25 protein-coding genes are annotated in these 24813 nt (G+C 67.7%); 15 read left to right on the top strand and 10 right to left on the bottom strand.

Annotation, left to right across the window (positions count from 1 at the left end; all coding sequences use genetic code 11):
• Nucleotides 1-70: 70 nt before the first annotated feature.
• Complete coding sequence (locus HPA01S_RS15295; protein ID WP_066271627.1) at nt 71-649, top strand: hypothetical protein; 579 nt, start codon at nt 71-73, stop codon at nt 647-649.
• A gap of 130 nt (nt 650-779) precedes the next feature.
• Here HPA01S_RS15295 and HPA01S_RS15300 read toward each other — a convergent pair whose 3' ends face one another.
• The 5 genes from HPA01S_RS15300 to HPA01S_RS15315 all read right to left on the bottom strand — a co-directional run bounded on the left by HPA01S_RS15300 (nt 780) and on the right by HPA01S_RS15315 (nt 6431).
• On the bottom strand, nt 780-2642 hold the full coding sequence (locus HPA01S_RS15300; protein WP_066271628.1) for a phosphoenolpyruvate carboxykinase (GTP): 1863 nt from the start codon (nt 2640-2642) through the stop codon (nt 780-782).
• Between the two features lie 373 nt (nt 2643-3015).
• The gene (locus HPA01S_RS23370; RefSeq protein ID WP_169801538.1) at nt 3016-3165 is read right to left on the bottom strand and encodes a hypothetical protein; all 150 of its coding nucleotides are present in this window, start codon (nt 3163-3165) and stop codon (nt 3016-3018) included.
• 66 nt (nt 3166-3231) lie between these two features.
• Nucleotides 3232-3657, bottom strand: coding sequence for a PaaI family thioesterase (locus tag HPA01S_RS15305; protein ID WP_066271629.1), 426 nt, complete (start codon nt 3655-3657; stop codon nt 3232-3234).
• Nucleotides 3658-3665: 8 nt separating this feature from the next.
• Nucleotides 3666-5129, bottom strand: a complete 1464-nt coding sequence (locus HPA01S_RS15310) for a mechanosensitive ion channel (protein ID WP_066271630.1) — start codon at nt 5127-5129, stop codon at nt 3666-3668.
• 102 nt (nt 5130-5231) lie between these two features.
• A complete protein-coding gene (locus HPA01S_RS15315) occupies nt 5232-6431 on the bottom strand; it encodes a threonine ammonia-lyase (protein ID WP_066271631.1) in 1200 nt (399 codons plus the stop codon).
• A 309-nt stretch (nt 6432-6740) separates the two neighbouring features.
• On the opposite strand from HPA01S_RS15315, the gene HPA01S_RS15320 reads away from it, so the two are divergent.
• Nucleotides 6741-9014 (top strand): ATP-binding protein, encoded by a 2274-nt coding sequence (locus HPA01S_RS15320; protein ID WP_370670996.1) that lies wholly within the window; start codon nt 6741-6743, stop codon nt 9012-9014.
• Nucleotides 9015-9112: 98 nt separating this feature from the next.
• Here HPA01S_RS15320 and HPA01S_RS15325 read toward each other — a convergent pair whose 3' ends face one another.
• The 3 genes from HPA01S_RS15325 to HPA01S_RS15335 form a co-directional block, all read right to left on the bottom strand.
• Entirely contained in the window at nt 9113-9463 is a 351-nt protein-coding gene (locus HPA01S_RS15325) for a hypothetical protein (protein ID WP_066271632.1), read from the bottom strand.
• 177 nt (nt 9464-9640) lie between these two features.
• Nucleotides 9641-11542, bottom strand: a complete 1902-nt coding sequence (gene recQ / locus HPA01S_RS15330; RefSeq protein WP_066271633.1) for a DNA helicase RecQ — start codon at nt 11540-11542, stop codon at nt 9641-9643.
• Between the two features lie 43 nt (nt 11543-11585).
• Nucleotides 11586-12005 carry a rhodanese-like domain-containing protein gene (locus HPA01S_RS15335; protein WP_066271634.1) on the bottom strand — a complete coding sequence of 140 codons (420 nt, stop codon included), beginning with the start codon at nt 12003-12005 and terminating at the stop codon, nt 11586-11588.
• Nucleotides 12006-12087: 82 nt separating this feature from the next.
• On the opposite strand from HPA01S_RS15335, the gene HPA01S_RS15340 reads away from it, so the two are divergent.
• Entirely contained in the window at nt 12088-13134 is a 1047-nt protein-coding gene (locus HPA01S_RS15340) for a homocysteine S-methyltransferase family protein (RefSeq protein WP_066271635.1), read from the top strand.
• Between the two features lie 30 nt (nt 13135-13164).
• Here HPA01S_RS15340 and HPA01S_RS15345 read toward each other — a convergent pair whose 3' ends face one another.
• Nucleotides 13165-13788 (bottom strand): cyclic nucleotide-binding domain-containing protein, encoded by a 624-nt coding sequence (locus tag HPA01S_RS15345; protein WP_084360720.1) that lies wholly within the window; start codon nt 13786-13788, stop codon nt 13165-13167.
• Nucleotides 13789-13887: 99 nt separating this feature from the next.
• Between HPA01S_RS15345 and HPA01S_RS15350 the strand changes: the two genes are divergently transcribed.
• The 7 genes from HPA01S_RS15350 to HPA01S_RS15380 all read left to right on the top strand — a co-directional run bounded on the left by HPA01S_RS15350 (nt 13888) and on the right by HPA01S_RS15380 (nt 20296).
• Nucleotides 13888-15177, top strand: coding sequence for a sensor histidine kinase (locus HPA01S_RS15350; RefSeq protein WP_084360721.1), 1290 nt, complete (start codon nt 13888-13890; stop codon nt 15175-15177).
• On the top strand, nt 15161-15844 hold the full coding sequence (locus HPA01S_RS15355; RefSeq protein ID WP_066271636.1) for a response regulator: 684 nt from the start codon (nt 15161-15163) through the stop codon (nt 15842-15844). The genes HPA01S_RS15350 and HPA01S_RS15355 overlap by 17 nt, the downstream gene beginning before the upstream one ends.
• A 145-nt stretch (nt 15845-15989) precedes the next feature.
• Nucleotides 15990-17411, top strand: coding sequence for a CmpA/NrtA family ABC transporter substrate-binding protein (locus HPA01S_RS15360; protein WP_066271637.1), 1422 nt, complete (start codon nt 15990-15992; stop codon nt 17409-17411).
• Nucleotides 17408-18271 (top strand): nitrate ABC transporter permease, encoded by an 864-nt coding sequence (ntrB, locus tag HPA01S_RS15365; protein ID WP_066271638.1) that lies wholly within the window; start codon nt 17408-17410, stop codon nt 18269-18271. The genes HPA01S_RS15360 and ntrB overlap by 4 nt, the downstream gene beginning before the upstream one ends.
• On the top strand, nt 18261-19133 hold the full coding sequence (locus HPA01S_RS15370) for an ABC transporter ATP-binding protein (RefSeq protein WP_066271639.1): 873 nt from the start codon (nt 18261-18263) through the stop codon (nt 19131-19133). The genes ntrB and HPA01S_RS15370 overlap by 11 nt, the downstream gene beginning before the upstream one ends.
• Nucleotides 19134-19259: 126 nt before the next feature.
• Nucleotides 19260-19703, top strand: coding sequence for a cyanase (gene cynS, locus HPA01S_RS15375; protein WP_066271640.1), 444 nt, complete (start codon nt 19260-19262; stop codon nt 19701-19703).
• A gap of 125 nt (nt 19704-19828) precedes the next feature.
• Nucleotides 19829-20296 (top strand): nuclear transport factor 2 family protein, encoded by a 468-nt coding sequence (locus HPA01S_RS15380; protein WP_066271641.1) that lies wholly within the window; start codon nt 19829-19831, stop codon nt 20294-20296.
• 41 nt (nt 20297-20337) lie between these two features.
• Here the strand turns inward: HPA01S_RS15380 and HPA01S_RS15385 are convergent, their stop codons facing one another.
• A complete protein-coding gene (locus HPA01S_RS15385) occupies nt 20338-21210 on the bottom strand; it encodes a LysR family transcriptional regulator (RefSeq protein WP_066271642.1) in 873 nt (290 codons plus the stop codon).
• Nucleotides 21211-21310: 100 nt separating this feature from the next.
• Between HPA01S_RS15385 and bla the strand changes: the two genes are divergently transcribed.
• From bla to HPA01S_RS15410, 5 genes are all read left to right on the top strand, one after another.
• A complete protein-coding gene (gene bla, locus HPA01S_RS15390) occupies nt 21311-22177 on the top strand; it encodes a class A beta-lactamase (protein ID WP_157085049.1) in 867 nt (288 codons plus the stop codon).
• Between the two features lie 258 nt (nt 22178-22435).
• Nucleotides 22436-23377 carry a hypothetical protein gene (locus tag HPA01S_RS15395; protein ID WP_157085050.1) on the top strand — a complete coding sequence of 314 codons (942 nt, stop codon included), beginning with the start codon at nt 22436-22438 and terminating at the stop codon, nt 23375-23377.
• Nucleotides 23371-23970, top strand: coding sequence for a GTP-binding protein (locus HPA01S_RS15400; protein WP_157085051.1), 600 nt, complete (start codon nt 23371-23373; stop codon nt 23968-23970). The genes HPA01S_RS15395 and HPA01S_RS15400 overlap by 7 nt, the downstream gene beginning before the upstream one ends.
• Nucleotides 23971-23978: 8 nt before the next feature.
• Nucleotides 23979-24371 carry a roadblock/LC7 domain-containing protein gene (locus HPA01S_RS15405; protein WP_066271644.1) on the top strand — a complete coding sequence of 131 codons (393 nt, stop codon included), beginning with the start codon at nt 23979-23981 and terminating at the stop codon, nt 24369-24371.
• A gap of 46 nt (nt 24372-24417) precedes the next feature.
• Nucleotides 24418-24780 carry a hypothetical protein gene (locus tag HPA01S_RS15410; RefSeq protein WP_066271666.1) on the top strand — a complete coding sequence of 121 codons (363 nt, stop codon included), beginning with the start codon at nt 24418-24420 and terminating at the stop codon, nt 24778-24780.
• Nucleotides 24781-24813 lie beyond the last annotated feature (33 nt).

The following is a 24813-nucleotide window of genomic DNA, read 5'->3' on the forward strand; positions in this document are numbered from 1 at the left end:
GGACGGATAACAGGGTTAACCCTAGGATTGCGGGGTCCAAAAGACATTTTTCCCCTATCTGGAGTCCGCCATGAGCACCTACGCATCCCATCCTTCCGCCCCGCTGGGCCTGCGCCCGGCATCCACGCCCGCGCACAAGGGTGTCGACGGCATTCAACGCCGTTCCGACAATGCGCGTGGTCTCGCCGCCATGCTGCTGGCCGCCGTCGTGGCCGCCATGGTGGTTATCGCCGACCGCCTGATCAGCACCTGGGCCGACGGCCAGCTGTTCCTGGCCTGGGTGTTCCTCTGGGTCGTGGTGTTCGCCGGCATGGCCCTGTTTGCCAACACCGCCCGTTCGCTGGCCCGCCGCACGGTGGTCGCGCTGGACGGCTGGTCGCAAACCCTGGCCGAAGCGCGCGCCGAAGCCCGCCTGTGGGAAATGGCCCGCATGGACCACCGCCTGATGAACGAGCTGATCACCGCCCGCAACCGCGCCGCTGAAGAAGCCGACGTGCAGGCACCTGCCGCGGCCGCCCCGCACGCCTTCAGCGAAGCCCTGGCCCCGCTGGGCATGCCCGAAGTGCCCAAGGCGGTTGCGCCGCAAATGGGTTACTGGGAACGCCTGGGCCATGCCCGCGCCCGCAACCGCCTGATGCACTACATCTGACGCCTCGCGCGCCCATGAAAAAAGCCACCGGACTCGGTGGCTTTTTTTTCGTCCCGGCTTTTCAGGGCCGGGTGGTGCGTGTGATGGGTGACGGGCCGGCAGCGTGTGCCAGTCCGTCACGGCACGGGCCTCAGGCCGCGGCCAGGCGCTTCTCGATCTGCGCTTTGGTTTCTTCCAGTTCACGCGGCAGGTGGTGCTTGAGCTGGGTGAACAGCTCGGCGTGCAGCTCCAGTTCCTTGATCCAGGCGGCGTGGTCGATGTGGGTCACTGTGCGGTACTGCTCGGCCGAGAAGTCCAGGCCCTGCCAGTGGATGTCCTCGAAGTTCGGGCTCAGGCCGAAGGCGTGTTCGCTGCCCTGGCCGGCCTGGCCTTCCAGGCGGTCGATCATCCACTTGAGCACGCGCATGTTTTCGCCGAAGCCGGGCCAGACGAACTTGCCGGCCTCGTCCTTGCGGAACCAGTTGACGCAGTAGATCGCCGGCAGCTTCGCGCCTTGCGCTTCCAGCTTGCCGCCCACGTCCAGCCAGTGCTGGAAGTAGTCGCTCATGTTGTAGCCGGTGAACGGCAGCATGGCGAACGGGTCGCGGCGCACCACGCCTTGCGCGCCAAAGGCGGCGGCGGTGGTTTCCGAGCCCATGGTGGCGGCCATGTAGACGCCTTCGGTCCAGTTGCGGGCTTCGGTCACCAGCGGCACGGTGGTGCTGCGGCGGCCACCGAAGATGAAGGCGTCGATCGCCACGCCGGCCGGGTCGTCCCAGGCGCTGTCGAGCGCCGGGTTGTTGGTGGCGGCGACGGTGAAGCGTGCGTTCGGGTGCGCGGCCTTGGCGCCGGTTTCCTTGGCGACCTGCGGCGTCCAGTCCTTGCCTTGCCAGTCGATGGCGTGGGCCGGGGCTTCGCCCATGCCTTCCCACCAGACGTCGCCATCGTCGGTCAGCGCGACGTTGGTGAAGATCACGTCCTTCTCCAGGCTGGCCATGCAGTTCGGGTTGCTCTGCTGGTTGGTGCCGGGGGCGACGCCGAAGTAACCGGCTTCCGGGTTGATGGCGTACAGGCGGCCGTCCTGGCCGGGCTTGATCCAGGCGATGTCGTCGCCGATGGTGGTGACCTGCCAGCCTTCGAAGCCCTTGGGCGGGATCAGCATGGCGAAGTTGGTCTTGCCGCAGGCGCTGGGGAAGGCCGCGGCCACGTGGTACTTCTTGCCTTGCGGGTTGGTCACGCCGAGGATCAGCATGTGCTCGGCCAGCCAGCCTTCCTTGCGGCCCATGGTGGAAGCGATGCGCAGCGCGAAGCACTTCTTGCCCAGCAGCGCGTTGCCACCGTAGCCGGAGCCGTAGCTCCAGATCTCGCGCGTCTCGGGGTAGTGCACGATGTACTTGGTGGTCGGGTTGCAAGGCCAGCCGGTCTGGTCTGTCTCGCCCTGGGCCAGCGGTGCGCCCACGGTGTGCACGCAGGGCACGAATTCGCCGTCGGCACCCAGCACGTCGAACACGGGCTTGCCCATGCGCGTCATGAGCTTCATGTTGACCGCCACGTAGGCGCTGTCGGTGAGCTCGATGCCGATGTGGGCGATCGGGCTGCCCAGCGGGCCCATGCTGAACGGCACCACGTACATGGTGCGGCCGCGCATGCAGCCGTCAAACAGCGGCTGCAGGGTGGCGCGCATCTCGGCCGGGGCTTTCCAGTTGTTGGTCGGGCCGGCGTCTTCCTGCTTTTCCGAGCAGATGAAGGTGCGGTCTTCCACGCGCGCCACGTCCGAGGGGTCGGAGCAGGCCAGGAAGCTGTTGGGCCGTTTGACCGGGTCCAGCCGCTTCATCGTGCCGGCGTCCACCAGCTGCTGGCACAGGCGCGCGTACTCGTCGTCGCTGCCGTCGCACCAGACGATCTGGTCGGGCTTGCACAGGGCAGCCATGTCGGCCACCCAGGCGATCAGCCGGGCGTTTTTCACGTAGGAGGGGGTGTTGAGGGACAGGCCCTGCATCACGGGTGCGTTCATGGAGTTGCTCCAGAAGTTTGTAAACCGGCGTCCCGGAGACACCAACAGCCGCAAACGCCATGGACATGGCGGGGCGGCTGTCAAAGGGGTCCCTCGGGCTCAAAAGGGGGCGGTCGGCGCGTGGTCTGCGGTGCCGATGGGCGGGGCAGCGGGGGTGATCACAACCGGGTCGGTGGACCCGGAGGCGCTCGGCGTGTCGGCCAATGACGCCAATTTTATGAAAGTGCCCGTCGGGTTACGAGATCGTTACATGCAAAACCGACATAACGTGATGCATTGAACGGTTTGACCGACAAATGGGCCCGCTACCAGGGCAAAAAGAAAGCCGAAGGCCCTCACGGGCTTTTCGGCTGTCGGGCGGAGCCGGGTGGGCTCAGGCCATGAAGACGGCGATGAACGCCAGCAGGAACATCAGCACGGCGCCGGCGATCGGCAGGACCACGGGGGCATAAGGCACCACGGATTCCACCAGATCCTGGGGTTCGTCGTTGTGGCTGTGGTGGTGGTGATCTTGCTGGGACATCGGGGCTGCTCCGTCAGAGGTTTCTAAAACTGGCGCGATTTTAAGGTAAAGCCCTGCCTGACTCATTCAGAGCAGGGCATAGGTGGTGCTGGCGCGGCACACGCTGCGCCCGTCGCTGGCGCCGGCGATGTCGATTTCGCCGAACACCAGGCTCTTGCCGGCGCGCAGCACGCGCGCGGTGATGCGCGCGTCCTGGTTCGACAGCGGCTTGAGAAAACTGCTGTTGAGCTGCACCGTGGTCATGGGGCGCTGGCTGCCGAGGCGGGTCACGATGGCCAGCACCATGGCGGTGTCGGCGGCGGCCATCATGGCCTGGCCGCAGAGCATGCCGCCGACGCGCGCGAGCTGTTCGCTCTGGGGCAGGCGCAGCGTGACCTCGCCGTCGGCGAACGACTCGACCTGCAGCCCCAGGGTCTGGATCCAGGGTGCGAACCAGTCGGTCAGCAGGCCCTGCAGCGCGTCGACAGTGGTGCCGGGTGGCGTGTCGCCCATCGTGTGTGTCAGTCCTGGTTGCGGCGGAAACGCGCCAGCCAGTGCTCCATCAGCTTGCCGGCCGCCTCGCGTCCGCCGAGGCCGAAGGACAGCGCCACCGCCACCGCCACCGCACCCAGCGTGAGGCCGAAGGCGAGGGTGACGATCTCGTCGGCAATGCCCATGGCGCGCAGGCCCATGGCCAGCACCAGGCCCAGGATGGCGAAGCGGCCGATGCGCGCCAGGCCGGTGCGGCCCGGGCCGCTGGCGCGCTGGATGGCGTCGTGTGCCAGGTTGGCGAGCCAGAAGCCGATCACCAGGATGGCCGAGCCGAGCAGGATGTCACCGCCAAAGCGGATGAAGCTGGCCACGATCTCGCTGACCTGCCCGAAGCCGAGCTGCGCGGCCGCTTCCACGGTGGCGAACAGCATGGCGAAGAACAACACGATGCGGCCGACGGTGCGCGAGGCGCTGGTCTTCTCGAACGCATGGGCGAGCTGCACGCGCGCGGGCAGGGTGTCGAAGCCCAGCGCGGCCAGCAGACTGGCCAGCAGCTGGCTGGCGAACGAGGCCACCAGCCAGGTGATCAGCAGGATCAGCGCGGCGGCGATCAGGTGCGGCACGGCCTGCAGCAGGGTGTTGAGCATGGCCGTGGCCGGACCCGAGATGGCCTCGATCTTGAGCGCGTCGAGCGCGGCGATCAGCGAGGGCAGGAAGACCGAGATGAACACCAGCATGCCGATCACGCGCGAGAGCTGCACCGTGTCGGCCAGGCCGGCGCGCTGGCCCAGGCGGTCCACGCCAGCAGTGTGGCTCAGGTGCGTGCTGAGCTTGCGCAGCACGGTGGCCACGATCCAGCCGACGCCACCGATCACCAGCGCGGCCAGTGCATTGGGCAGCATGTCCAGGGTCTTGGTGACCATGGCGCGCAGCGGGTCGAGCAGGCCTTCCATCTGCAGCGCGCCGAGCACCGCCGGCACGAACAGCAGGATCACCAGCCAGAACAGCGCGCCCGACAGGCTCTGCCCGATGGGCGCCATGTCGGCGTGTTCGGACAGCTTCTCGTCCAGCGTGGTCTGGTCCAGCAGCTTCTGCGACAGCGCGCGCACCATGCTCGCCACCAGCCAGCCCAGCAGCGTGAGCAGCAGGCCGCCGATGAGGCGCGGCGCGTATTCAAACAGTTGCGTGGTGAAGGCCGAGAACGGACCCGAGACCAGCGCCAGGTTGAGCGAGTTGAACACCGCCACCAGCGTGAGCAGGATCACCACCCAGAACAGCGCCAGCGCCACGGCGCCTTCGATGTCGACATGGGTGTGCGTGAGTTTTCCGAAGCGGTGGTTGACGCCGACGAAGCCCATGCTCTTGCGCGTGGCAGCACGCACCAGCACCGCAATGAACCAGCCGACGATGAAGATCGCCAGCGCCCCCAGCAACTGGGGAATGTGTGAGCCGAGGGTGTTTTGCAGAGAAGTCCACAGGGCGTGGGTGTCCATCTTTTTCTCCTTGTTGGTGTTGTGGGTACAGCCGATGATGTCAGACCGTGCGCCGCAGCGTCAACCGCTGGCGCGCCCATGCGGGTTCGAGCCCGCTGCGTTTCAGAGCAGCGTGGCGGTGAAACCGGCCGCGTGCAGGCGCTCGATCACCTGCTCGATGTGCTCGCGTCCACGCGTCTGCAGCACCAGTTCAATGGCCACGTTCTGCGCTGCCAGCAGCGTGAACGCACGCTGGTGGTGCACCTCGTCGATGTTGGCGCCGGCCTCGGCCACCGTGGCGGTGATGCGCGCCAGGTTGCCCGGCACATCGCGCGCATCGACCTGGATGCGCGCCAGCCGCCCCGCGCGCACCATGCCGCGTTCGATGATGGACGCCAGCAGCATCGGGTCGATGTTGCCGCCGCACAGCACCAGGCCCACGCGCTGGCCGGCAAAACGTTGCGGGTGCTTGATGAGCGCGGCCAGGCCGGCCGCACCCGCGCCTTCCACCAGCGTCTTCTCGATCTCCAGCAGCATCACGATGGCCTGCTCGATGTCGCCCTCGTCCACCAGCAGCAGCTCGTCCACCTTCTGGCGCACGATGGCCTCGGTGATCACGCCCGGCGTGCCCACTGCGATGCCTTCGGCAATGGTGCTGCTGCCTTGCGGCAGGTGCGTGCCCTGGATGGCGTTGACCATCGCCGGGAAACGTTCGGTCTGCACGCCGACGATGCGGATGTCGGGTCGGATCGCTTTGGCCGCGGTGGCGATGCCGGCGATCAGGCCGCCACCGCCGATGGCGATCACCAGCGTGTCGAGGTCGGGCTGCTCGCGCAACATCTCCAGCGCCAGCGTGCCCTGGCCGGCGACGATGGCCTCGTCGTCGTAGGGGTGCACGAACACCAGGCCTTCGCGTTCGGCCAGTGTGCGTGCGTGTGAGCGCGACTCGTCCAGCGTGTCGCCGTGCAGCACTACCTCGGCGCCGAAGCCGCGTGTGCGTTCCACCTTCACGCCCGGCGTGAAGCGCGGCATCACGATCACCGCGCGCAAGCCCAGGCGCTGCGCGTGATAGGCCACACCCTGCGCATGGTTGCCGGCACTCATGGCGACCACACCCCGCGCGCGCTCCGTCTCGCTCAGCTGCGCCAGCTTGTTGCAGGCGCCGCGTTCCTTGAACGATGCGGTGTATTGCAGGTTCTCGAACTTCAGAAACACCTGGCAGCCGGTGAGCTGCGAGATGGTGCGCGATTCGACGAACGGGGTGTCCAGCACATGCCCGTTGAGGCGGGCGGCGGCGGCCTGGATGTCGTGTAGTTGCAGCATGCCGCGATTGTGAACCTGCGATGACGCGAACGCCGGTGGTCAAAGCCCGACAAATTCCTCAACCACCGCGCATCACTCTCTTCCATGATTCATCAAGCTGGGTTATGGTCCGCTGAAATGTCGGCTCTCCCGGCATGGCGTCTATATGGAAGCACTTCCGGAGAAGGCTGGATGACCAAGCGTTTGTTGCCGCCCGCTGCAACCGCGACACGTACCGTTCTCGACACGCGCGAGGGCAAAACTCCGCTCGGCCCTGAAGGCCGTGTGTTCGTGCCGCATGGCCTGCGCCATGCGCCGGTGCTTGACCTGATGTGCTCGCACTTCGTGCTCACCCTGGCCGCGCGCCAGGGCCCACGCTTCAACGTGCGGCGCGACCTCAACACCTTGTTGTCCCTGGCCGGGCGCCACCTGGTCTGGCCGCACACCGTGCTGGCGCGATTGCGCGAATTCCTGCACCGCCGCTGCAAGGACAACGAGCTCTGGACCGGCCACGACCGCCTGACCACCAACGCCTTCATGGAGCGTTACGGCATCTGGCGCGGCCCCTACGAAGAAGGCACCTTGTTCTTCTACCTGGACGAGTACGCCAAGGAGTCACCCAAGGACCTGCTGTCAGTGCTCGCCGTCACCGGCGAGTGGCTCAGCCATTCGTTGAAGAAGCAGTCCACGCTGGTCGAGAAGAACATCGACGCGCTGGCCGGCCTGCTGCAGCTCAACCGCGCCGAGCGCGCACTGCTGCTCTACGGCACGCTGGCGCGTTACCAGCGCGACCTGCGCTCCATCCTGGTCGAGTTCAAGGTCAACAACGCGCCCGAGGCTTATGCGGCCATTGCCGACGTGGCCGGTGTGAAGGCCAGCGAAGTGGGCGAGGCGCTGCGCGCCGGCTCACGGCTGGAGCGCATCGGCATGGTCGAGAACCTGATCTCCGAACACAACATCACCGACCTCGCCGACCTCATGAAGGTGAGCGAAAAACTGCCGCCGGTGCTGATGCGCGAGTACCGCACGCAGAGCGAGCTGATGGCGGTGTTCACGCGGCCCGCCGCGCGCTCGGCCTTGAACGTGAAGGACTTTGACTACGTGGGCGAAGACGTGCGCCTGCTCTGCGGCCTGCTGCGCGAAGCGGTGGCGCGCAAGGAGCCGGGCGTGAACGTGCTGCTCTACGGCCCGCCCGGCACCGGCAAGACCGAACTCGCGCGCGTGGTGGCGCAGACGGCCGGGCTGGAGCTGTTCGAGGTCGAGTACGCCGACCGCGACGGCAATGCCCTCATGGGCCGCGACCGTTACCGCTCGCTGCAGATTGCACAGGTGTTCCTCAAGGGCACGGCGCACTCGGCGCTGTTGTTCGACGAAGTGGAGGACGTGTTCCCGCCGATCTCCAGCGAAGCCGCGCAGTTCATGGCACGCGCCGACCACGTGGCGGCGCCGCACACCGGCAGCGTCAGCGGCAAGGCCTGGGTCAACCAGATCCTGGAGACCAATGCCGTGCCCACGCTGTGGGTGACCAACCGCATCGAACAGATCGACCCGGCGTTCCGCCGCCGCTTCGCCTACCACCTCGAACTCAAGAGCCCGCCGCCCGGTGCGCGCGAGCAGTTGGTGCGCAAGACGCTCGAAGGCGCGCCGGTGTCCGACGGGCTGGTGGCGCGGCTGACCGAACGCAAGGGCCTCACACCAGCGCAGATCCGCACCGCGTTGCGCTTCGCGCAGCTCGCGGTGGCGCCGCCGAAGCCGGCGGCACGGCGTGGCGCGAAGGCGCGCGCGGCGGAGGCCGCGCCCGTGCTCGACGAGCTGATCGAACGGCAGTTGAAGAACGCCGACCTCGCGCTGGGCCGCAAGCCCGACCTGGTGCAGCGCCCGAGCGCCACGCAATACAGCCTGGACATGCTCAACGTCGAGTCGCGCTACGAGCTGCCGCGTGTGATCGCCGCGCTCAAGGCGCGTGGCCACGGCTGCCTGTGTTTCCACGGCGCACCCGGCACCGGCAAGACCGCCCTGGCCGAACACATCGCGCAGCAGCTCGGCCGCCCGCTCATGATCCGCCGCGCGAGTGACCTGGTGAGCAAGTTCGTGGGTGAGACCGAACAGCAGATGGCCGCAATGTTCCGCGAGGCCGAGGCCGAGAAGGCGGTGCTGCTGCTCGACGAAGCCGACAGCTTCCTGCAGGACCGGCGCGGCGCACAACGCACCTACGAGGTGACCGAAGTCAACGAGATGCTGCAGGGCATGGAGCGCTTTGCCGGCGTCTTCATCTGCACCACCAACCTGATGGACCGCATCGACCAGGCGGCACTGCGGCGCTTCACCTTCAAGATCCGCTTCAAGCCACTCACCGCGCAGCAGCGCGAAACCATGTTCGTGGTGGAAGCGCTCGGCGGCGATGCGTCGCGCCTCGATGCGGCGCTGGCCGCCCGCCTCGCCAGGCTGGAGCAACTCTGCCCGGGTGACTTTGCCGCGGTGAAGCGCCAGGTGGAGATCCTGGCCGAAGCGCTGGAGCCCGAGGAGTTCATGGCCCAGCTGGAGGCCGAGCACCGCATCAAGCCCGAAGTGCGCGAAGCCAGAGGCATGGGCTTCATGCACTGAACGCCGAGCACCCAAAAGAAAAGCCACCTTGCGGTGGCTTTTCTTTTTCCAGGGTGCCGCGGAACCGGCTTGGCCGGGCCGCAGGCACCGCGGGAGGATCAGTGCAACAAGGCCATCGGGCCGCTGGGCAGATCTTCCGACGAGTAGTCCGGGTGGTTGGTGACGAAGAAGCGCAGCTTCTGGTCGAGCCGGGCGACGCGGCTGTTGGCCACGCTTTCGCAGTGGTGCTTGGAAATCAGACCGAACAGCTTGCTGCGCAGGAACCACAGGTCCTTCGGGCTCTGGCAGGACATCAGCGCGGCGTGCATGCGCTGCTGCACCGGGTCCTGGATGTCGGACATGGCTTCGTGGAATTCGTCGACCAGGAAGTCCAGCTCCAGCACTTGCGTGTCGTGGTACTGCGGCTTCGCTGCCCGGGACTTCCCAAACCATGGCAACCTGAAAAACATGACGCGCTCCGTTTCGTGGCTTCTTCGCTCGGGAAACCCATTCCCAGCCTCACCAGAATCATCGGCAAACGGGGCGCGAACTTGAGGCCGAAAACCGGGTTTTTCGGGCCTGCAACCATAGGTAGAAGGCCCTGTCACACCTAGGTGAACAGCGGCGGCGAAGTGGCCGCGCCGGCCTCAGACGAAAGCACTCACCACGCGCAGCACCTCGCTGCCGTAGGCCTCGCGTTTTTTCTGCCCGATGCCGGCAATGCCGTCCAGATCGGCCAGGCTTTCCGGCTTGCGGGCAGCGACCGCGCGCAGGGTGGCGTCGTGGAAGATCACGAAGGCCGGCAGGTTGTGTTCGCGTGCCACCTCGGCACGCCAGGCCTTGAGCGCTTCCAGGCAGTCGCGCTCGGACAGGCTCAGCGGCACGCCCTCGTCCTTGGCGGTGGCGCGCGCCGCGCGTTGCCGCCCGCTGCGCGTCGCCCCCGCGGCCTTGTCGGCCAGGGTGCGCAGCCAGACCTGCTGCTGGCCCTTGAGGATGTCGCGCGCCGCGTCGGCCAGGTGCAGGGTGTTGTAGGGCGCGTCGTGCACCTGCACCGCTTCGCGTGCGATCAGCTGGCGCAGCAGGGCGCGCCATTGCGTTTCGGACAGGTCGGCGCCGATGCCGAAGGTGGAGAGTTTCTCGTGCCCGTACTGCTTGACCTTGTCGGTCGCCTTGCCGCGCAGGATGTCCATGATGTGGCCGGCGCCAAAGGCCGTGCCGCTGGCCTGCTGCACCCGGTAGATGCACGAGAGCAGCTTGCGCGCCGACTCGGTGGCGTCGAACAGCTCGGGCGGTGTCAGGCAGTTGTCGCAGTTGCCGCAGGGCTGGCTGGCTTCGCCGAAGTAGGACAGCAGGCGCACGCGCCGGCAGTCGCTGGCCTCGGCCAGGGTGAGCAGCGCGTCGAGCTTGCCGCGCAGCACCTGCTTGAACTCGTCGGCCGCGGGGCTTTCGTCGATCATGCGGCGCTGGTTCACCACGTCCTGCAGGCCGTAGGCCATCCAGGCGGTGGCGGGTTCGCCGTCGCGCCCGGCGCGGCCGGTCTCCTGGTAGTAGCCCTCGATGTTCTTGGGCATGTCCAGGTGGGCGACGAAACGCACATCGGGTTTGTCGATGCCCATGCCGAAGGCGATGGTGGCCACCATGATCAGGCCTTCTTCGCGCAGGAAACGGTCCTGGTGGCGCTGGCGCACGGCGGCGTCCAGGCCGGCGTGGTAGGGCAGGGCGTTGAAGCCGGCCTCGCTCAGCATGCTGGCCACTTCTTCCACGCGGCGGCGCGACTGGCAGTAGACGATGCCGGCGTCGTGGCCGTCGGCGCCCAGGTGCTCGTCGCGGATGAAGCGCTGCAGCTGGGAGGTGGCGTCCTTCTTCTCCACCAACTGGTAGCGGATGTTGGGGCGGTCGAAGCTGCTGATGAAGGTGCGCGCTTCCTGCAGCTGCAGGCGCTCGATGATGTCGGCGCGCGTGAGGTCGTCGGCGGTGGCGGTGAGCGCCACGCGCGGCACTTGCGGAAAACGCTCGTGCAGCACCGCCAGCCCGCGGTACTCGGGGCGGAAGTCGTGGCCCCACTGGCTCACGCAGTGCGCTTCGTCGATTGCAAACAGCGCCAGCTTGCCGCGCTCCAGCAGCGAGTCGAGCAGGGCGAGGAAACGCGGCGTGGTCAGGCGTTCGGGAGCCGCGTACAGCAGGGTGAGCTCGCCGCGCAGCATCTCTTTCTCGACCCGCTGCGCGTCTTCGCTCGACAGGCTGGAGTTGAGAAAGGCCGCGGCCACGCCCGCTTCGATGAGCGCGCCGACCTGGTCGTGCATCAGCGCGATCAGCGGCGACACCACCACCGTCAGGCCCTGGCCGGCGCGCTCGCGCACGATGGCCGGCACCTGGTAACAGAGCGACTTGCCGCCGCCGGTGGGCATGAGCACCAGCGCGTCGCCGCCACCGCCCACGTGCGAGACGATCTCGGCCTGCGGGCCGCGGAAGTTGTCGTAGCCGAATACCTCGTGCAGCACGCCGAGGCTGGTCTCCAGGATTTCGCTGCCCGGCGCGATGTCGATCATGTCGTGATTCACTTGGGTCAAATACCTGTCGTCCAAGCGCCGGTCACATCTGCTCCCAGGGCAGGCCTTCGTACCGCCAGCCATTGATGCTGGAGCGTTTGAAGTCGTCGTTGAGTTCGCCCTCGAAACCGTGCAGCACGTGCGCGATGTCGGTGAAGCCGGCGGCTTCGAGCGCCTTGCCGGCGTCCAGCGTGCGTTTGCCGCTGCGGCAGATCAGCAGGACCGGGCGCTGCTTGGAGCCGGCCTCGCGGTCCACGGCTTCGGCGAAACGTGCCGGGTCGGGCATGAGGTCGGGGTACTCGTACCAGGGAATGTTTTCCACGCCGGGCGGACGGCCCACGTACAGCGATTCGATTTCCATGCGCACGTCCACGAACAGCGGAGGCGCGTCGCCGCGGGCGGCGCGCTGCTCGCTTTCGGCCTGCAACCAGGCCCAGGCTTGCTGGGGCGTGAGGTGTTTCATAGCGGGCTATTGTCGGGGAATTCGCAAGGCCGCCGGTTCGCCGGCCGGTCCGGGCGCGGGGTGGCTTCATACAATCGAGGCCATGACCGCCTCCGCCTACACCCATGCCCAAGCGCTGCCCGAGATCCTGAAGCAGCGCATCGCCATCCTCGACGGCGCCATGGGCACCATGATCCAGCGCTTCAAGCTGGGCGAGGTGGAGTACCGCGGCGAGCGCTTCAAGGACTTCCACAAGGACGTCAAAGGCAACAACGAGCTGCTCAGCCTCACGCGGCCCGAGGTCATCCGCGACATCCACGAAGGTTACCTGGCCGCCGGTGCCGACCTGATCGAAACCAACACCTTCGGCGCCACAACCATCGCGCAGGACGACTACGAGATGGCGCACCTGGCGCGCGAGATGAACCTGGCCTCGGCCCGCATCGCGCGCGAAGCCTGCGACAAGTTCAGCACGCCCGACAAGCCGCGTTATGTGGCCGGCGCGCTCGGCCCCACGCCCAAGACCGCCAGCATCAGCCCGGACGTGAACGACGCCGGGGCGCGCAACGTCACCTTCGAGCAGCTGCGCGCGGCCTACCTGGAGCAGGTCGAGGCCCTGGTCGAGGGCGGTGCCGACGTGCTGCTGGTCGAAACCATCTTCGACACGCTCAACGCCAAGGCCGCGCTGTTCGCGGTGGATCAGTTCTTCGAGCAGTCCGGCCTGCGCCTGCCGCTGATCATCAGCGGCACCGTGACCGATGCCTCGGGCCGCATCCTCAGCGGCCAGACCGTGACCGCCTTCTGGGCCAGCGTGCGCCACCTGCAGCCGCTGGCCGTGGGGCTGAACTGCGCGCTCGGTGCGGCGCTGATGCGGCCCTACATCCAGGAGCTGGCCAAGGCCGCGGGCGACACCTTCATCAGCTGCTACCCCAACGCCGGCCTGCCCAACCCGATGAGCGACACCGGCTTTGACGAAACGCCGGAAGACACCAGCCGCCTGCTGCGCGAGTTCGCGGCCGAGGGCCTGGTCAACATCGTGGGGGGCTGCTGCGGCACCACGCCGCAGCACATCGAAGCCATCCGCCTGAGCGTGGAGCCGCTGGCGCCGCGTGACGTGCGGCGCGACTACTTCTACAAGGAAACCGCCTGAGCGCAGGCGACGGCTCTGCTGCCGTCGCCCTCAGTCCATGTCCGGCACCAGCCGGTGGATTTCCTGCTGCATGCTCTGCACCAGCTGGCTGTACAGGCGCAGCTTGCCGTCAACTTCGCGCAGGCGGTGGCTCAGCCGCAGCGCCACCGCGCTCAGCAGCTTGGCGGCGGTGGCCGGCTCTTCGGTGATCAGGGTGGTCAGGGCCTCGCGCGTGAGCACGGCGCAGCGCACGTCGGTGCTGGCGATGCAGGTGGCGGAGCGGGCCGCGCCGTCCATCAGCGACATCTCGCCCATCAGGTGCCCCGGGCCCAGCACGTTCACGGTGTGTGGCCCGATGCGGCCCATGTCTTCGGTCTCGACCGTGATCTCGCCGTCGATCACCAGGGCCATGAAGCCGTCGTCGCCGGTGCCGCCGCTGTCGCCCTGGCGGATCACCGCCTCACCTTCGGCGCAGCGCCGCATTGCCATGTAGCCCACCACCGTCAGCGCCTCGGACTCGTTGAGCTGCATCAGCGCGGTGGGCGCGCGCAGCAGCTCGGCCGCGCGCAGGGCCGTGACCGAAGCACGCACGCCGGCGCGCCGCGCCTCGACACGGCGCCGGTACACGCTGGCGCTGTCGTTGCGGTTGGCGAAGAGGGCAGAGAAGAAGGCCATGGCAGGTAACGGCGGTGAACGGGCGGGAAAACGGGTGATTGTCACCCCATCCGGCCCATTTGCACCACTTTGGCACATCCATTGCTTGTGTACGGGACCATGCCACTGGAATCCGCCCACCTCGTCAGCCGCCCCGAAGCGCCGTCCAACGGCGCCTGGCGCGACCCGCTGGCCCTGCTGCTGGCGTCCACCGGCGAAGGAGTGTTCGGGGTCGACCTCGACGGCCTGTGCGTCTTCATCAACCACGCCGGCGCGCGCATGATCGGCTTCGAGCCGGCCGAGCTGCTGGGCGCCAACATGCACGACCTGACCCACCATTCGCACGCCGACGGCGCGCACTACCCGGTGGAGGACTGCGCGATCTTCAACGCCTTCCGCCAGGGCCTGCCCTGCCGCATCGACAGCGAGGTGTTCTGGCGTCGCGACGGCTCGTGCTTCCCGGTCGAGTACTCCAGCCACCCCATCGTGGACGGCGGCGCGGTGCGCGGCGCGGTGGTCACCTTCGTCGACATCACCGAACGCAAGCGCGCGGCCGATGCCCTGCAGCGCGCCAAGGACCAGCTCGAAGAGCGCGTGGGTGAGCGCACGCTCGCACTGGCCACTGCCCTGAAACAGGTGCGCGAACTGGCGGCGCGTTCGGAAACCGTGCGCGAGGACGAGCGAACCCGCATCGCGCGCGAGGTGCACGACGAGCTCGGCAGCCTGCTGGTGGCGCTCAAGATGGACGTGAACTGGATGGACAAGCGCTTGTCCGAGCAGGAGCAGCGCAGCGCCGAGGCGGCGCACGACATGCGCGAGCGCATGCGCTGCAAATGCCAGAACATGAGCCGCCTGATCGAGACCGCGGTGGACAACGTCGGCCGCATCATCACCGACCTGCGGCCCAGCATCCTCGACCACCAGGGCCTGTGGGCGGCGCTGGAGTGGCAGGCGCAGGAGTTCGTGCAATCCGCCGAGATGGCGCTGGACTGGCACATGGCCGTGGCCGACGCACCCGAGCCGCCCGAGCCGCTGGCCATGGCGGTGTTCCGCATCTTCCAGGAGATGCTCAGCAACGTCGGCCGCCATGCGCACGCCGACCGGCTGGGTGTGCACATCGTCGTGCGCGGTACTGCGCTGAGCCTGTGTGTGCAAGACAATGGCGTGGGTGCGCCGCCGCATGCGTTCGAAGCCGCGAACGCCTACGGCGTGATGGGCATGCGCGAGCGGGCGCGCCATTTCGGCGGCGACATCCAGATCGACAGCGCACCGGGCGAAGGCACGCGATTCACTTTGACGCTCCCCCCCGTGCCGCCTGCGGCGTCACCCCCCAAGGGGCGGCACCAGAGACCCGGCGAATCCGATTCAGCGGAGCCCCTTGACGGCAACAACCATGAACACGACCTTTGATGTGCTGGCCGAAACCATCCGCGTGTTGATCGGCGACGATCACCGCATCGTGCGCGAGGGGCTCAAGCAGATCCTGGCCGACGCGCCCGACGTCCAGGTGGTGGCCGAAGCGCAGACCGGGCCCGAGGTGTTGGCCGAGGTGGCGGCGCTGGGCGGCAGCCAGGGGCTGGACCTGGTGCTGCTCGACATCGCCATGCCGGGGCTGGATGGGCTGGACGTGCTGCTGGCCATCAAGCGCGAATACCCGCGCCTGCCGGTGCTCATGCTCAGCACCTATCCAGAGAAACAGTACGCGGTGCGCTGCATCCGCCTGGGCGCCTGCGGTTACCTCAACAAGAGTGCCGACCCCGACGACATGCTGGCCGCGGTGCGCAAGGCCGCCGGCGGTGCGGTGTTCGTGAGCCAGGCCACGGCCGAGGCGCTGGCCGCCGCCGTGGGCAGCGCTGGCGCACAGAGTGGCCCCGAGGCGCTGTCGCACCGCGAGTACCAGGTCTACCGCCTGCTCACACAGGGGCGCACCGTGAGCGAAATTGGTGCGCAACTCGGCCTGGCGCCCAACACCGTGAGCACCTACCGTGCACGCGTGCTGGAAAAGACCGGCGTGAAGAACGACGTGGAACTCGCGCTCTACGCCGAGCGCCACGCGCGCGCCCCCAAAACCGGCTGAAACGCCGTTCCGTGTAGGGCTGGCCCTACACCGCGTCGGTCGGCGCGGCACGACTTGCGCACGCAGGCGATCCATGGCGCCTGCGGCGGCGTTTCTGGCCCGGTGCTTGCAAAGCCCACCCCGTCTTCAACACACGAGGTGCGCCATGTCCGAATTCTTCGATCCCTACAACGCCGACCGTCCGCTCATGATGAAGTGCAGCTGCGGGCGCGACCACACCGTGGCCGACCACCACGCCGAGGTGGCGGCCGACAGCGCCGCCATTGAGTTGCGCCGGCGCAGCGAGACCGCCGAGTTCGAGGCTTACAGCAATCAGTTCATCGAAGCCACGCTGGTCAAGGCGCTGTTCCCGCACGACGAGGTGCGCCGCCGCTTCCTGCGCGCGGTCGGCAAGGGCACGGCCATGGCGGCCATCGCCAGCGTGCTGCCGGTGGGCACCATGCAGGCCATGGCGCAAGAGGTCGGCAAGCCCGGCACGCTGGAGAAGACCAAGCTCAAGATCGGCTTCATCCCGATCACCTGCGCCACGCCGCTGATCATGGCGCACCCGCTGGGCTTCTACAGCAAGCAGGGGCTCGACGTCGAGGTGACCAAGACGGCGGGCTGGGCTCTGGTGCGCGACAAGATGATCAACAAGGAGTACGACGCCTCGCACTTCCTCTCGCCCATGCCGCTGGCGATCTCCATGGGCCTGGGCAGCAACCCCACGCCGATGAACGTGGCGACCATCCAGAACATCAATGGCCAGGCCATCACGCTGGCGCTCAAGCACAAGGGTAACCGCGACCCGAAGAACTGGAAGGGCTTCAAGTTCGGCATTCCCTTCGAGTACTCGATGCACAACTTCCTGTTGCGCTACTACCTGGCCGAAGCCGGCCTGAACCCGGACACCGACGTGCAGCTGCGCGTGATCCCGCCGGCCGAGATGGTGGCCAACCTGCGCGCCGGCAACATCGACGGCTTCCTCGGCCCCGACCCGTTCAACCAGCGCGCGGTTTTCGACGAGGTCGGCTTCATCCACGTGCTCACCAAGGACCTCTGGAACGGCCACCCCTGCTGCGCCTTTGGCACCAGCGCCGAGTTCATCCAGAAGAACCCCAACACCTTCGCGGCGCTGTACCGCGCGGTGCTCACCTCGGCCGCGATGGCGCGCGACCCGAAGAACCGCGAACTCATCGCGAAGGTGATCGCGCCCAGCCAGTACCTCAACCAGCCCGAGGCTGTGCTCACGCAGGTGCTCACCGGCCGCTTCGCCGACGGCCTGGGCAAGATCCAGACCGTGCCCGACCGCGCCGATTTCGACCCGATGCCTTGGCAGAGCATGGCGGTGTGGATGCTCACGCAGATGCAGCGCTGGGGCTACATCAAGGGCGATGTGAACTACCAGCAGATCGCCGAAAAAGTGTTCCTCATCACCGACGCGCGCAAGCACATGAAGGAGCTCGGCCAGCCCTTCACCGCCGGCCCGGGTTATGTGAAGCACACCGTCATGGGCAAGGTGTTCGACCCGGCCAAACCTGCCGAGTACCTGAAGAGCTTCGCGATCCAGAAGGCCGCTGGAGCATGAACAAGCTCAACCTCAATCTGCGCTCCGCCCTGGTGTCGCTGCTGCTGTTCGCCGTGTTCGTGGGGGTGTGGCAGCTCTCCACCACCGGCCCCAGCATCGGCGGCTCTTCGGCCGGCATGACGGCGGAAGAAATCGAGTACGCCAGGATGATGGGCAAGGACCCCGGTGCGGCCAAGAGCACCGGTTTCCCGCCGCCGCTCGAAGTCGCCAAGGCGAGCTGGGCCCAGCTGTCCGACCCGTTCTACGACAAGGGCCCGAACGACAAGGGCATCGGCATCCAGCTCGCGCACTCGCTGGCCCGCGTCGGCCTGGGTTTTGCGCTGGCCATGGCGGTGGCGATCCCGCTTGGTTTCCTCATCGGCATGTCGCCGCTGATGCGCAAGGCGTTTGATCCCTTCGTGCAGGTCTTGAAGCCCATCAGTCCGCTGGCCTGGATGCCGCTGGCGCTGTACACGCTCAAGGACTCGAACGTGAGCGGCATCTTCGTGATCTTCATTTGCTCGGTATGGCCGATGCTGATCAACACGGCCTTCGGTGTCGCGTCGGTCAAGCGCGAGTGGCTCAACGTCGCCAGCACGCTGGAGGTGAACCCGCTGCGCAAGGCCTTCCAGGTGATCCTGCCGGCGGCCGCGCCCACCATCCTCACCGGCATGCGCATCAGCATGGGCATCGCCTGGCTGGTGATCGTGGCCGCCGAGATGCTGGTGGGTGGCACCGGTGTCGGTTATTTCGTCTGGAACGAGTGGAACAACCTGTCGCTCACCAACGTGATCTTCGCCGTGCTGCTGATCGGCGTCGTCGGCATGTTGCTCGACCTGATGTTCGCCCAACTGCAGAAGGCGGTGACCTATGTGGAGTGAATCCAGCGAGCGCACCGCCTCCTTGTCCGGCGCATTGCCCGCCGCTTCAACGAAAGTCCCCAAGATGACCACCGGTTTCCTGCAGGTGCAGCAACTCGCCAAGGCCTACCAGGCCGACAAGCCGGTGTTTGCCGACGTGTCCTTCCAGATCGACAAGGGCGAGTTCGTCTGCATCATCGGCCACAGCGGCTGCGGCAAGACCACCATCCTCAACGTGCTGGCCGGGCTCGACACGGCCAGCGCGGGCCACTGCTTCATGGACGGGCGCGAGATTGCCGGCCCCAGTCTGGAGCGCGGCGTGGTGTTCCAGAGCCACGCGCTCATGCCCTGGCTCACGGTGCGGCAGAACATCGCTTTCGCGGTCAAGTCGCGCTGGCCCGACAAGCCGCGCGCCGAACTCAATGCGCACGTGGAGAAGTTCGTGGCGCTGGTGGGCCTGTCGCACGCCATCGACAAGAAGCCGAGCCAGCTCTCCGGCGGCATGAAGCAGCGCGTGGGCATTGCGCGCGCCTTCTCCATCCAGCCCAAGATGCTGCTGCTCGACGAGCCTTTCGGCGCGCTGGACGCGCTCACGCGCGGCACCATCCAGGACGAGCTGATGGCCATCGTGCGCGAGACGCAGCAGACCGTTTTCATGATCACGCACGACGTGGACGAGGCCATCCTGCTGGCCGACCGCATCCTGCTCATGAGCAACGGCAACGAGGGCCCGAGCGGCTACGTGCCCGGCGGCATGGCCGAGGTGGTGGTCAACCCGCTGCCTCGCAGCCGCACACGCGCGCAGCTGCATCACCTGGATGGCTACTACGACTTGCGCAACCACATCGTGGACTTTCTGGTCTCGCGGGCGCGAGCCCATTGACCACCTCTGCCGCGCTTCGCGCGACCCCCTCAAGAGGGCAGCACCTGTGGCCGGTGGAGCCGGACCCGTGGTGCCCCTGGATCAAACCTTTCACTCAACCGTTTCGTCAACCAAGAGGCAATCACCATGAGCCGACTCGAAGTCACTGAAAAGATCATCAACACCAAGGTCAGCAAAGGCCTGAAATGGGAGGACGTCGCCAAGAAGGTCGGGCAGTCCAAGGAATGGACCACGGCGCTCTGCCTGGGCCAGATGACGGCCACGCCTGCACAGGCCAAGGCGCTGGGCAAGATCTTCGGCCTCAGTGTCGATGAACAGAGGTGGCTGCAGGTCGTGCCCTACAAGGGTTCGCTGCCCACCTCGGTGCCCACCGATCCGCTGATCTACCGCTTCTACGAACTCGTCAGCGTGTACGGCACCACCTTCAAGGAATTGATCCACGAAGAGTTCGGCGACGGCATCATGAGCGCGATCGACTTCAAGATGGACATGCAGCGCCAGGCCGATCCGAACGGTGACCGCGTGCAGATCGTCATGTCGGGCAAGTTCCTGCCGTACAAGCAATATTGACCCCCCGCCGCGCTGCGCGCGTCCCCCCTGAAAGGGGGGCGGCGGCTTGGGCCGGCGAAGCCGGACCCTCGTCGCCCCTGGATGGGCGCGTGGCGCACGGTCCGCTTCTTCAGACGAGGACTTTCATGGAATCACGTCCACCCCTGCCGCCGTTCACGCGCGAGTCGGCCATCGAGAAGGTGCGTTTGGCCGAAGACGCGTGGAACTCGCGCGACCCGGACCGTGTGGTCAAGGTCTATACCGAGGACACGCGCTGGCGCAACCGCGCCGAGTTCCCGGTGGGCCGCGACGCGGTGCACGCCTTTCTCGTGCGCAAATGGGCCAGGGAGCTGGACTACCGGCTGATCAAGGAGCTGTGGGCTTTCGACGCCCACCGCATCGCCGTGCGTTTCGTCTACGAATGGCGCGACGATTCGGGCCACTGGTTCCGCTCGCACGGCAACGAGAACTGGCAGTTCAATGCCGATGGCTACATGGAGCAGCGCCACGCCAGCATCATCGACCGCCCGATCCACGAGAGCGAACGGCTGTTCCACTGGCCTCTGGGCCGCCGCCCCGACGACCATCCGGGCCTGAGCGCGCTCGGGCTCTAGGCGGATTCAGCCCGCCACCAGCGGTGTGGCGCGCCGGTGCCTCAACCGGGTCTCGATGCCGGGTGCGGCGCCTCGATCCAGTCCTGGAACGCCTTCATCGCCGTGGTCTTGCGCCGCGTCTTCAGGCGCGTGAGCCAGTAGCTGCCCACGTCCACCTGCACGTCGAACAGGCGCACCAGCCGCCCGCTCTGCAGGTCGCGGTCGAACAGGGCCACCGGCAACAGCGCCACGCCCGCGCCTTGCGCGGCCGCGTCGGCCAGCACCAGCGAGGCGTCGAATGTCGGCCCGGTGAGCAGCGGGCAGTGCCCGCCCGCGGCCTCGAACCACTGCGTCCACTCGTCGGTCCGGTACGAACGCAGCAGCGTCTCACGCCGGAGGTCGTCGGTCGTGCGGATGCGGTGCGCCAGCGCGGGGGCGCAGACCGGTGCCAGTGGCGCGTCCAGCAGGTGCCGCGTCTGCAGGCCAGGCCATTGGCCGTCGCCGAAGCGGATCGCGCAGTCCAGCCCCTCGGCCGCGAGGTCGATGCGGTTGTTGTGCGTGAACAGCCGCAGCTCCACGAACGGGTGGCGCGCCTGGAAGTCGCGCAAGCGCGGCAGCAGCCAGCCGACCGCGAAGGTGCCCACGGCACCGACCGACAGCACCTCGCGCCTGTGCGCACCCTTGAAGGATTCGAGCGTTGCCGAGACACGTGAGAACGCGTCCACCAGGGTCGGCAACAAGGCCATGCCCTCGTCGGTCAGGGTCAGGCCGCGCGGCACGCGGCGGAACAGCGGCTTGCCCAGGCGCTGCTCCAGATTCTTCACGTGCTGGCTCACCGCGGTCTGCGTCAGGTTCAGCTCCTGCGCGGCGCGCGTGAAGCTCAGGTGACGTGCCGACACCTCGAAGGCACGCAGGGCATTGAGTGGTAGGTCCATGGGGGTCGTCCTCGGTTTTTCTTGGGTGTGACCTCGATTATTTCCATTTGAAGTGGTCCACCAGCCTGCCTACGATACGGCGCTTTTCAAGGAGAACTTCATGATTGATCGGCGATTCTTTTGCAGGGCATCCACCGCCACCCTGGTCGGCTTGACCACGGGAAATCTTTGGGCCGACACGGGCACGCTGCAGGCAGGCCTGCGCGAGATCGAAGCACGGGCGCGGGGCCGCCTGGGCGTGCACATCATCGACACCGCCACCGGGCGCGAACAGGGCTGGCGCGCCGACGAACGTTTCCTCATGCTGAGTTCGTTCAAGCTGCTGGCCAGCGCGCTGGTGCTGCACCGCGCCGACCGAGGCGAGGAGTCGCTGGAGCGGCGCATCCGCTACCGCGCGCAAGACCTGGTGCCGTGGTCGCCCGTGACCGAGCGCCACGTGGGTGGCGAGGGCCTGAGCCTGGCGCAGCTGTGCGAGGCCACCATCACCACCAGCGACAACACCGCCGCCAACCTCATCCTCGCCAGCTACGGCGGCCCGGCCGCGCTCACCGCCTACGCGCGCCAACTGGGTGACACGGTCACGCGGCTGGACCGCAACGAGCCCGGGCTGAACCGCCGCCCGGCCGATGGTGCGCCGCTGGACACCACCACGCCACGCGCCATGGCCCACACCCTGCGCACGCTGTTGCTGGGCGAGGCCTTGCGGCCGGCCTCGCGTGAGCGGCTGGGGCAATGGCTGCTGGCCAATACCACCGGCGGCAAGCGCCTGCGTGCCGGTGTGCCGGCTGACTGGCGGGTGGGCGAAAAAACCGGCACGGCCGGCGACGCGGCCAACGACATCGGCATCGCCTGGCCGCCGCAGCGGGCCCCGTTGATCGTCACTGCCTACCTGGACGACAGCGCCACCGACGCCGCCACGCGAGACGCCGCGCTGGCCAGCGTCGGGCGCCTGCTGCGGCAGCTCTGAGGCCGCGGCTGCCGCCGATCGGTCTTGCGGCACCGCTCATCCCTGTATCCAGGGCTGGTGGCTGTTCGTTGCTCAAGTTTTGAGAGCAAACGCCGACCAAACCTGATGTATGCCCCCATCGCGTCAGCGCGATGGCGCCGCTGCTTTGGTGCGGCCCGGCGCTGAAGGTGGTGGATGAGCACAGAGATACGCAGCAAGGAGGAGCCCCGGCATGCAGACGATTCTGTCCCGACAGCGACGCGCACCCGACCCCCGACCGTGGACGCGTGCGCCGTGGAACGCGAGCTGGTGATCGGCGCGCTTGCGCTGCAGGACAAGGACGCCGCGGTGCTGCGCGTGCTGGTGCGCCTGCTCGACGGCAGCATGAGCCTGCGCCTGCGTTTCGGTGAACAGCTGGCGGCCTGCAACATCGTCTTCGTGCCCGCCGGTTGCGACACCAGCCACCCCGGTGTGCGTGTGCAGGTGACCGAGGGCCCGGCCACCTGCGCCACCGACCCCGGCACCATCACCGTGCCGGCACCGCTGCGCATGAGCAACGTGATGGGCGCGCTGCACAAGGCGCTGGCCCGCATCCACCCACCCGCGCTGGCCGACCAGAGCGCCGGGCTCGCGGCGCTGTTTCAGAGCCTGCGCCAGGCCGTCGGGCCCGAAGCGCCGCCGCGCTGCATCATCCCGCTGCACTCCGGCCACCTGCTGCTGATCGACGCGCCGCGCCACCGCATGCAGACCGCCGCGCCGATCGAGATGCTGCTGGCCGGCGAGTGCCACCCTGGCACGCTGCGCCCGGCCGGCCGTGTGGACGAGGAGCAACTGCACAGCGCACCCAGCCACGCCCTGCGCGATTTCGTCTGGCGCCTCTCGCAACGGCTGGTGGACCTGAACGCTGCGCCGCCACCCTTGGCCGCCGCGCGCTGGCACCTGCGCCGCTGGCCCGAGGCCGTGGCCCTGATGGCGCCCGGCCACCCGCGCCTGGCCGCCTTGTTGACCGCGCGGCCGCACAGCCTGGCCGAGCTCGGCGGGCTCAGCGGCCTGCCGCTGCAGGCGGTGCAGTGGTTCCTGTTGAGTGGCCAGCTGGTCGGTGTGGCCGAACACGGTGCGGTGCTGGCCGCAGAGCCTGCGCCAACGGCGCCCACCCCTCCCGCCCCGTCCGCCGCACCCGGCTGGCTGGGGCAATTGCGCGAACGCTTGAAGCTATGGTGAACCTCGCCCAGATCCCGCCCGCCGGCCTCAAGGTGGTTTTCTCGGGCCCCATGGGTGCGGGCAAGACCACAGCCATCCGCGCCATCAGCGACGGCGGCACCCTGTCCACCGAAGTGCCCATCAGCGGCGAGGCCATGGGCGACAAGGTCTCGACCACCGTCGGCCTCGACCACGGCGAATGCCGGCTGGACGACGGCGTCACGCTCAAGCTGTTCGGCACGCCGGGCCAGGAGCGCTTTTCGTTCATGTGGCCGATCCTGGGCGCAGGTGCTTTCGGCGTCATCGTGCTGGTGGACAACAGCCAGCCCGATCCGGTGGCGGCGGTCGCGCATTACCTGCAGGCCTTCGCGCCCCACGTCGGCCCGCGCCGCATGGTGGTGGGCGTGGGCCGGCTCGACAGCCATCCCCAACCCGACCTCGACACCTATTGCAAACGCCTGGCCGAGGCCGGCTTTGCGGTGCCCGTGATCGATGTCGACGTGCGCCGCGCTGCGGACGTGCGCCTGCTGCTCTCCGTGCTCGTGAGCATGGCCGAGGTTGAACACGTTCACGAACCCCAAGCCGCTGCGTCCGAACGCACGCCCACCGCATGACGAATCCCTTGTCCCTAATCACCATCGCCAAGTTCGCCGACCTGCTCGCGCGCCTGCAGCGCGAGACGCCCGGCGTGCTCAACGCCACCCTGGCCAGCGCCGACGGCCTGACCGTGGCCTCCACCCTGCGCGTGAGCCAGGAGGCCGACCGGGTGGCCGCCATGTCGAGCTCGCTCGCCGGCCTGGCCAGCGCACTCACGCGCGAGACCGGGCACGGCTCACCGCGGCGGCTGATTCTTGAGTCGGACCAGGGCCTGATCGTGGCCCTGCAAGTGCCGCTGCCCGGTGGTGACCTGGTGCTGGCCGTGATCGCCAGCACCGAGGCGGTGCTGGGCCAGCTGCTGTGGGCCTGCCGCCATGCGGTGGCGCAGCTGGGCGATGCCGCCGCCGCACCCGCCTGAACCGTTTTCAACCCGCGCCAACCGGCGCACATTCCCGGAGGACACCATGTCCAATTCACCCAAAGAACTGCTGAACGAACTGATGAAAACAGAAGGCGCGATGTGCGCCGCCCTGGTGGACTACACCAGCGGCATGCTGCTGGAGTCGGTCGGCAGCGGCGTCGACATGGACATCGCCGCCGCTGGCAACACCGAGGTGGTGCGCGCCAAGCTCAAGACCATGAAGTCACTCAACATCGGCGGCAAGATCGAGGACATCCTGATCTCGCTCGACAACCAGTACCACATCATCCGTCCGGTGGAGAAACACGAAGGCCTGTTCCTCTACTACGTGCTCGACCGCAGCCGCGCCAACCTGGCCATGGCCCGTCGCAAGGCGCTGGAAGCCGAGGCCAACACGGTCATCTGAGCGCGCAGGGCCGCAGCAAGCCCTGCGGCGGCT

Origin of the sequence: Hydrogenophaga palleronii NBRC 102513, assembly GCF_001571225.1 — a bacterium.
Taxonomy (GTDB): domain Bacteria; phylum Pseudomonadota; class Gammaproteobacteria; order Burkholderiales; family Burkholderiaceae_C; genus Hydrogenophaga; species Hydrogenophaga palleronii.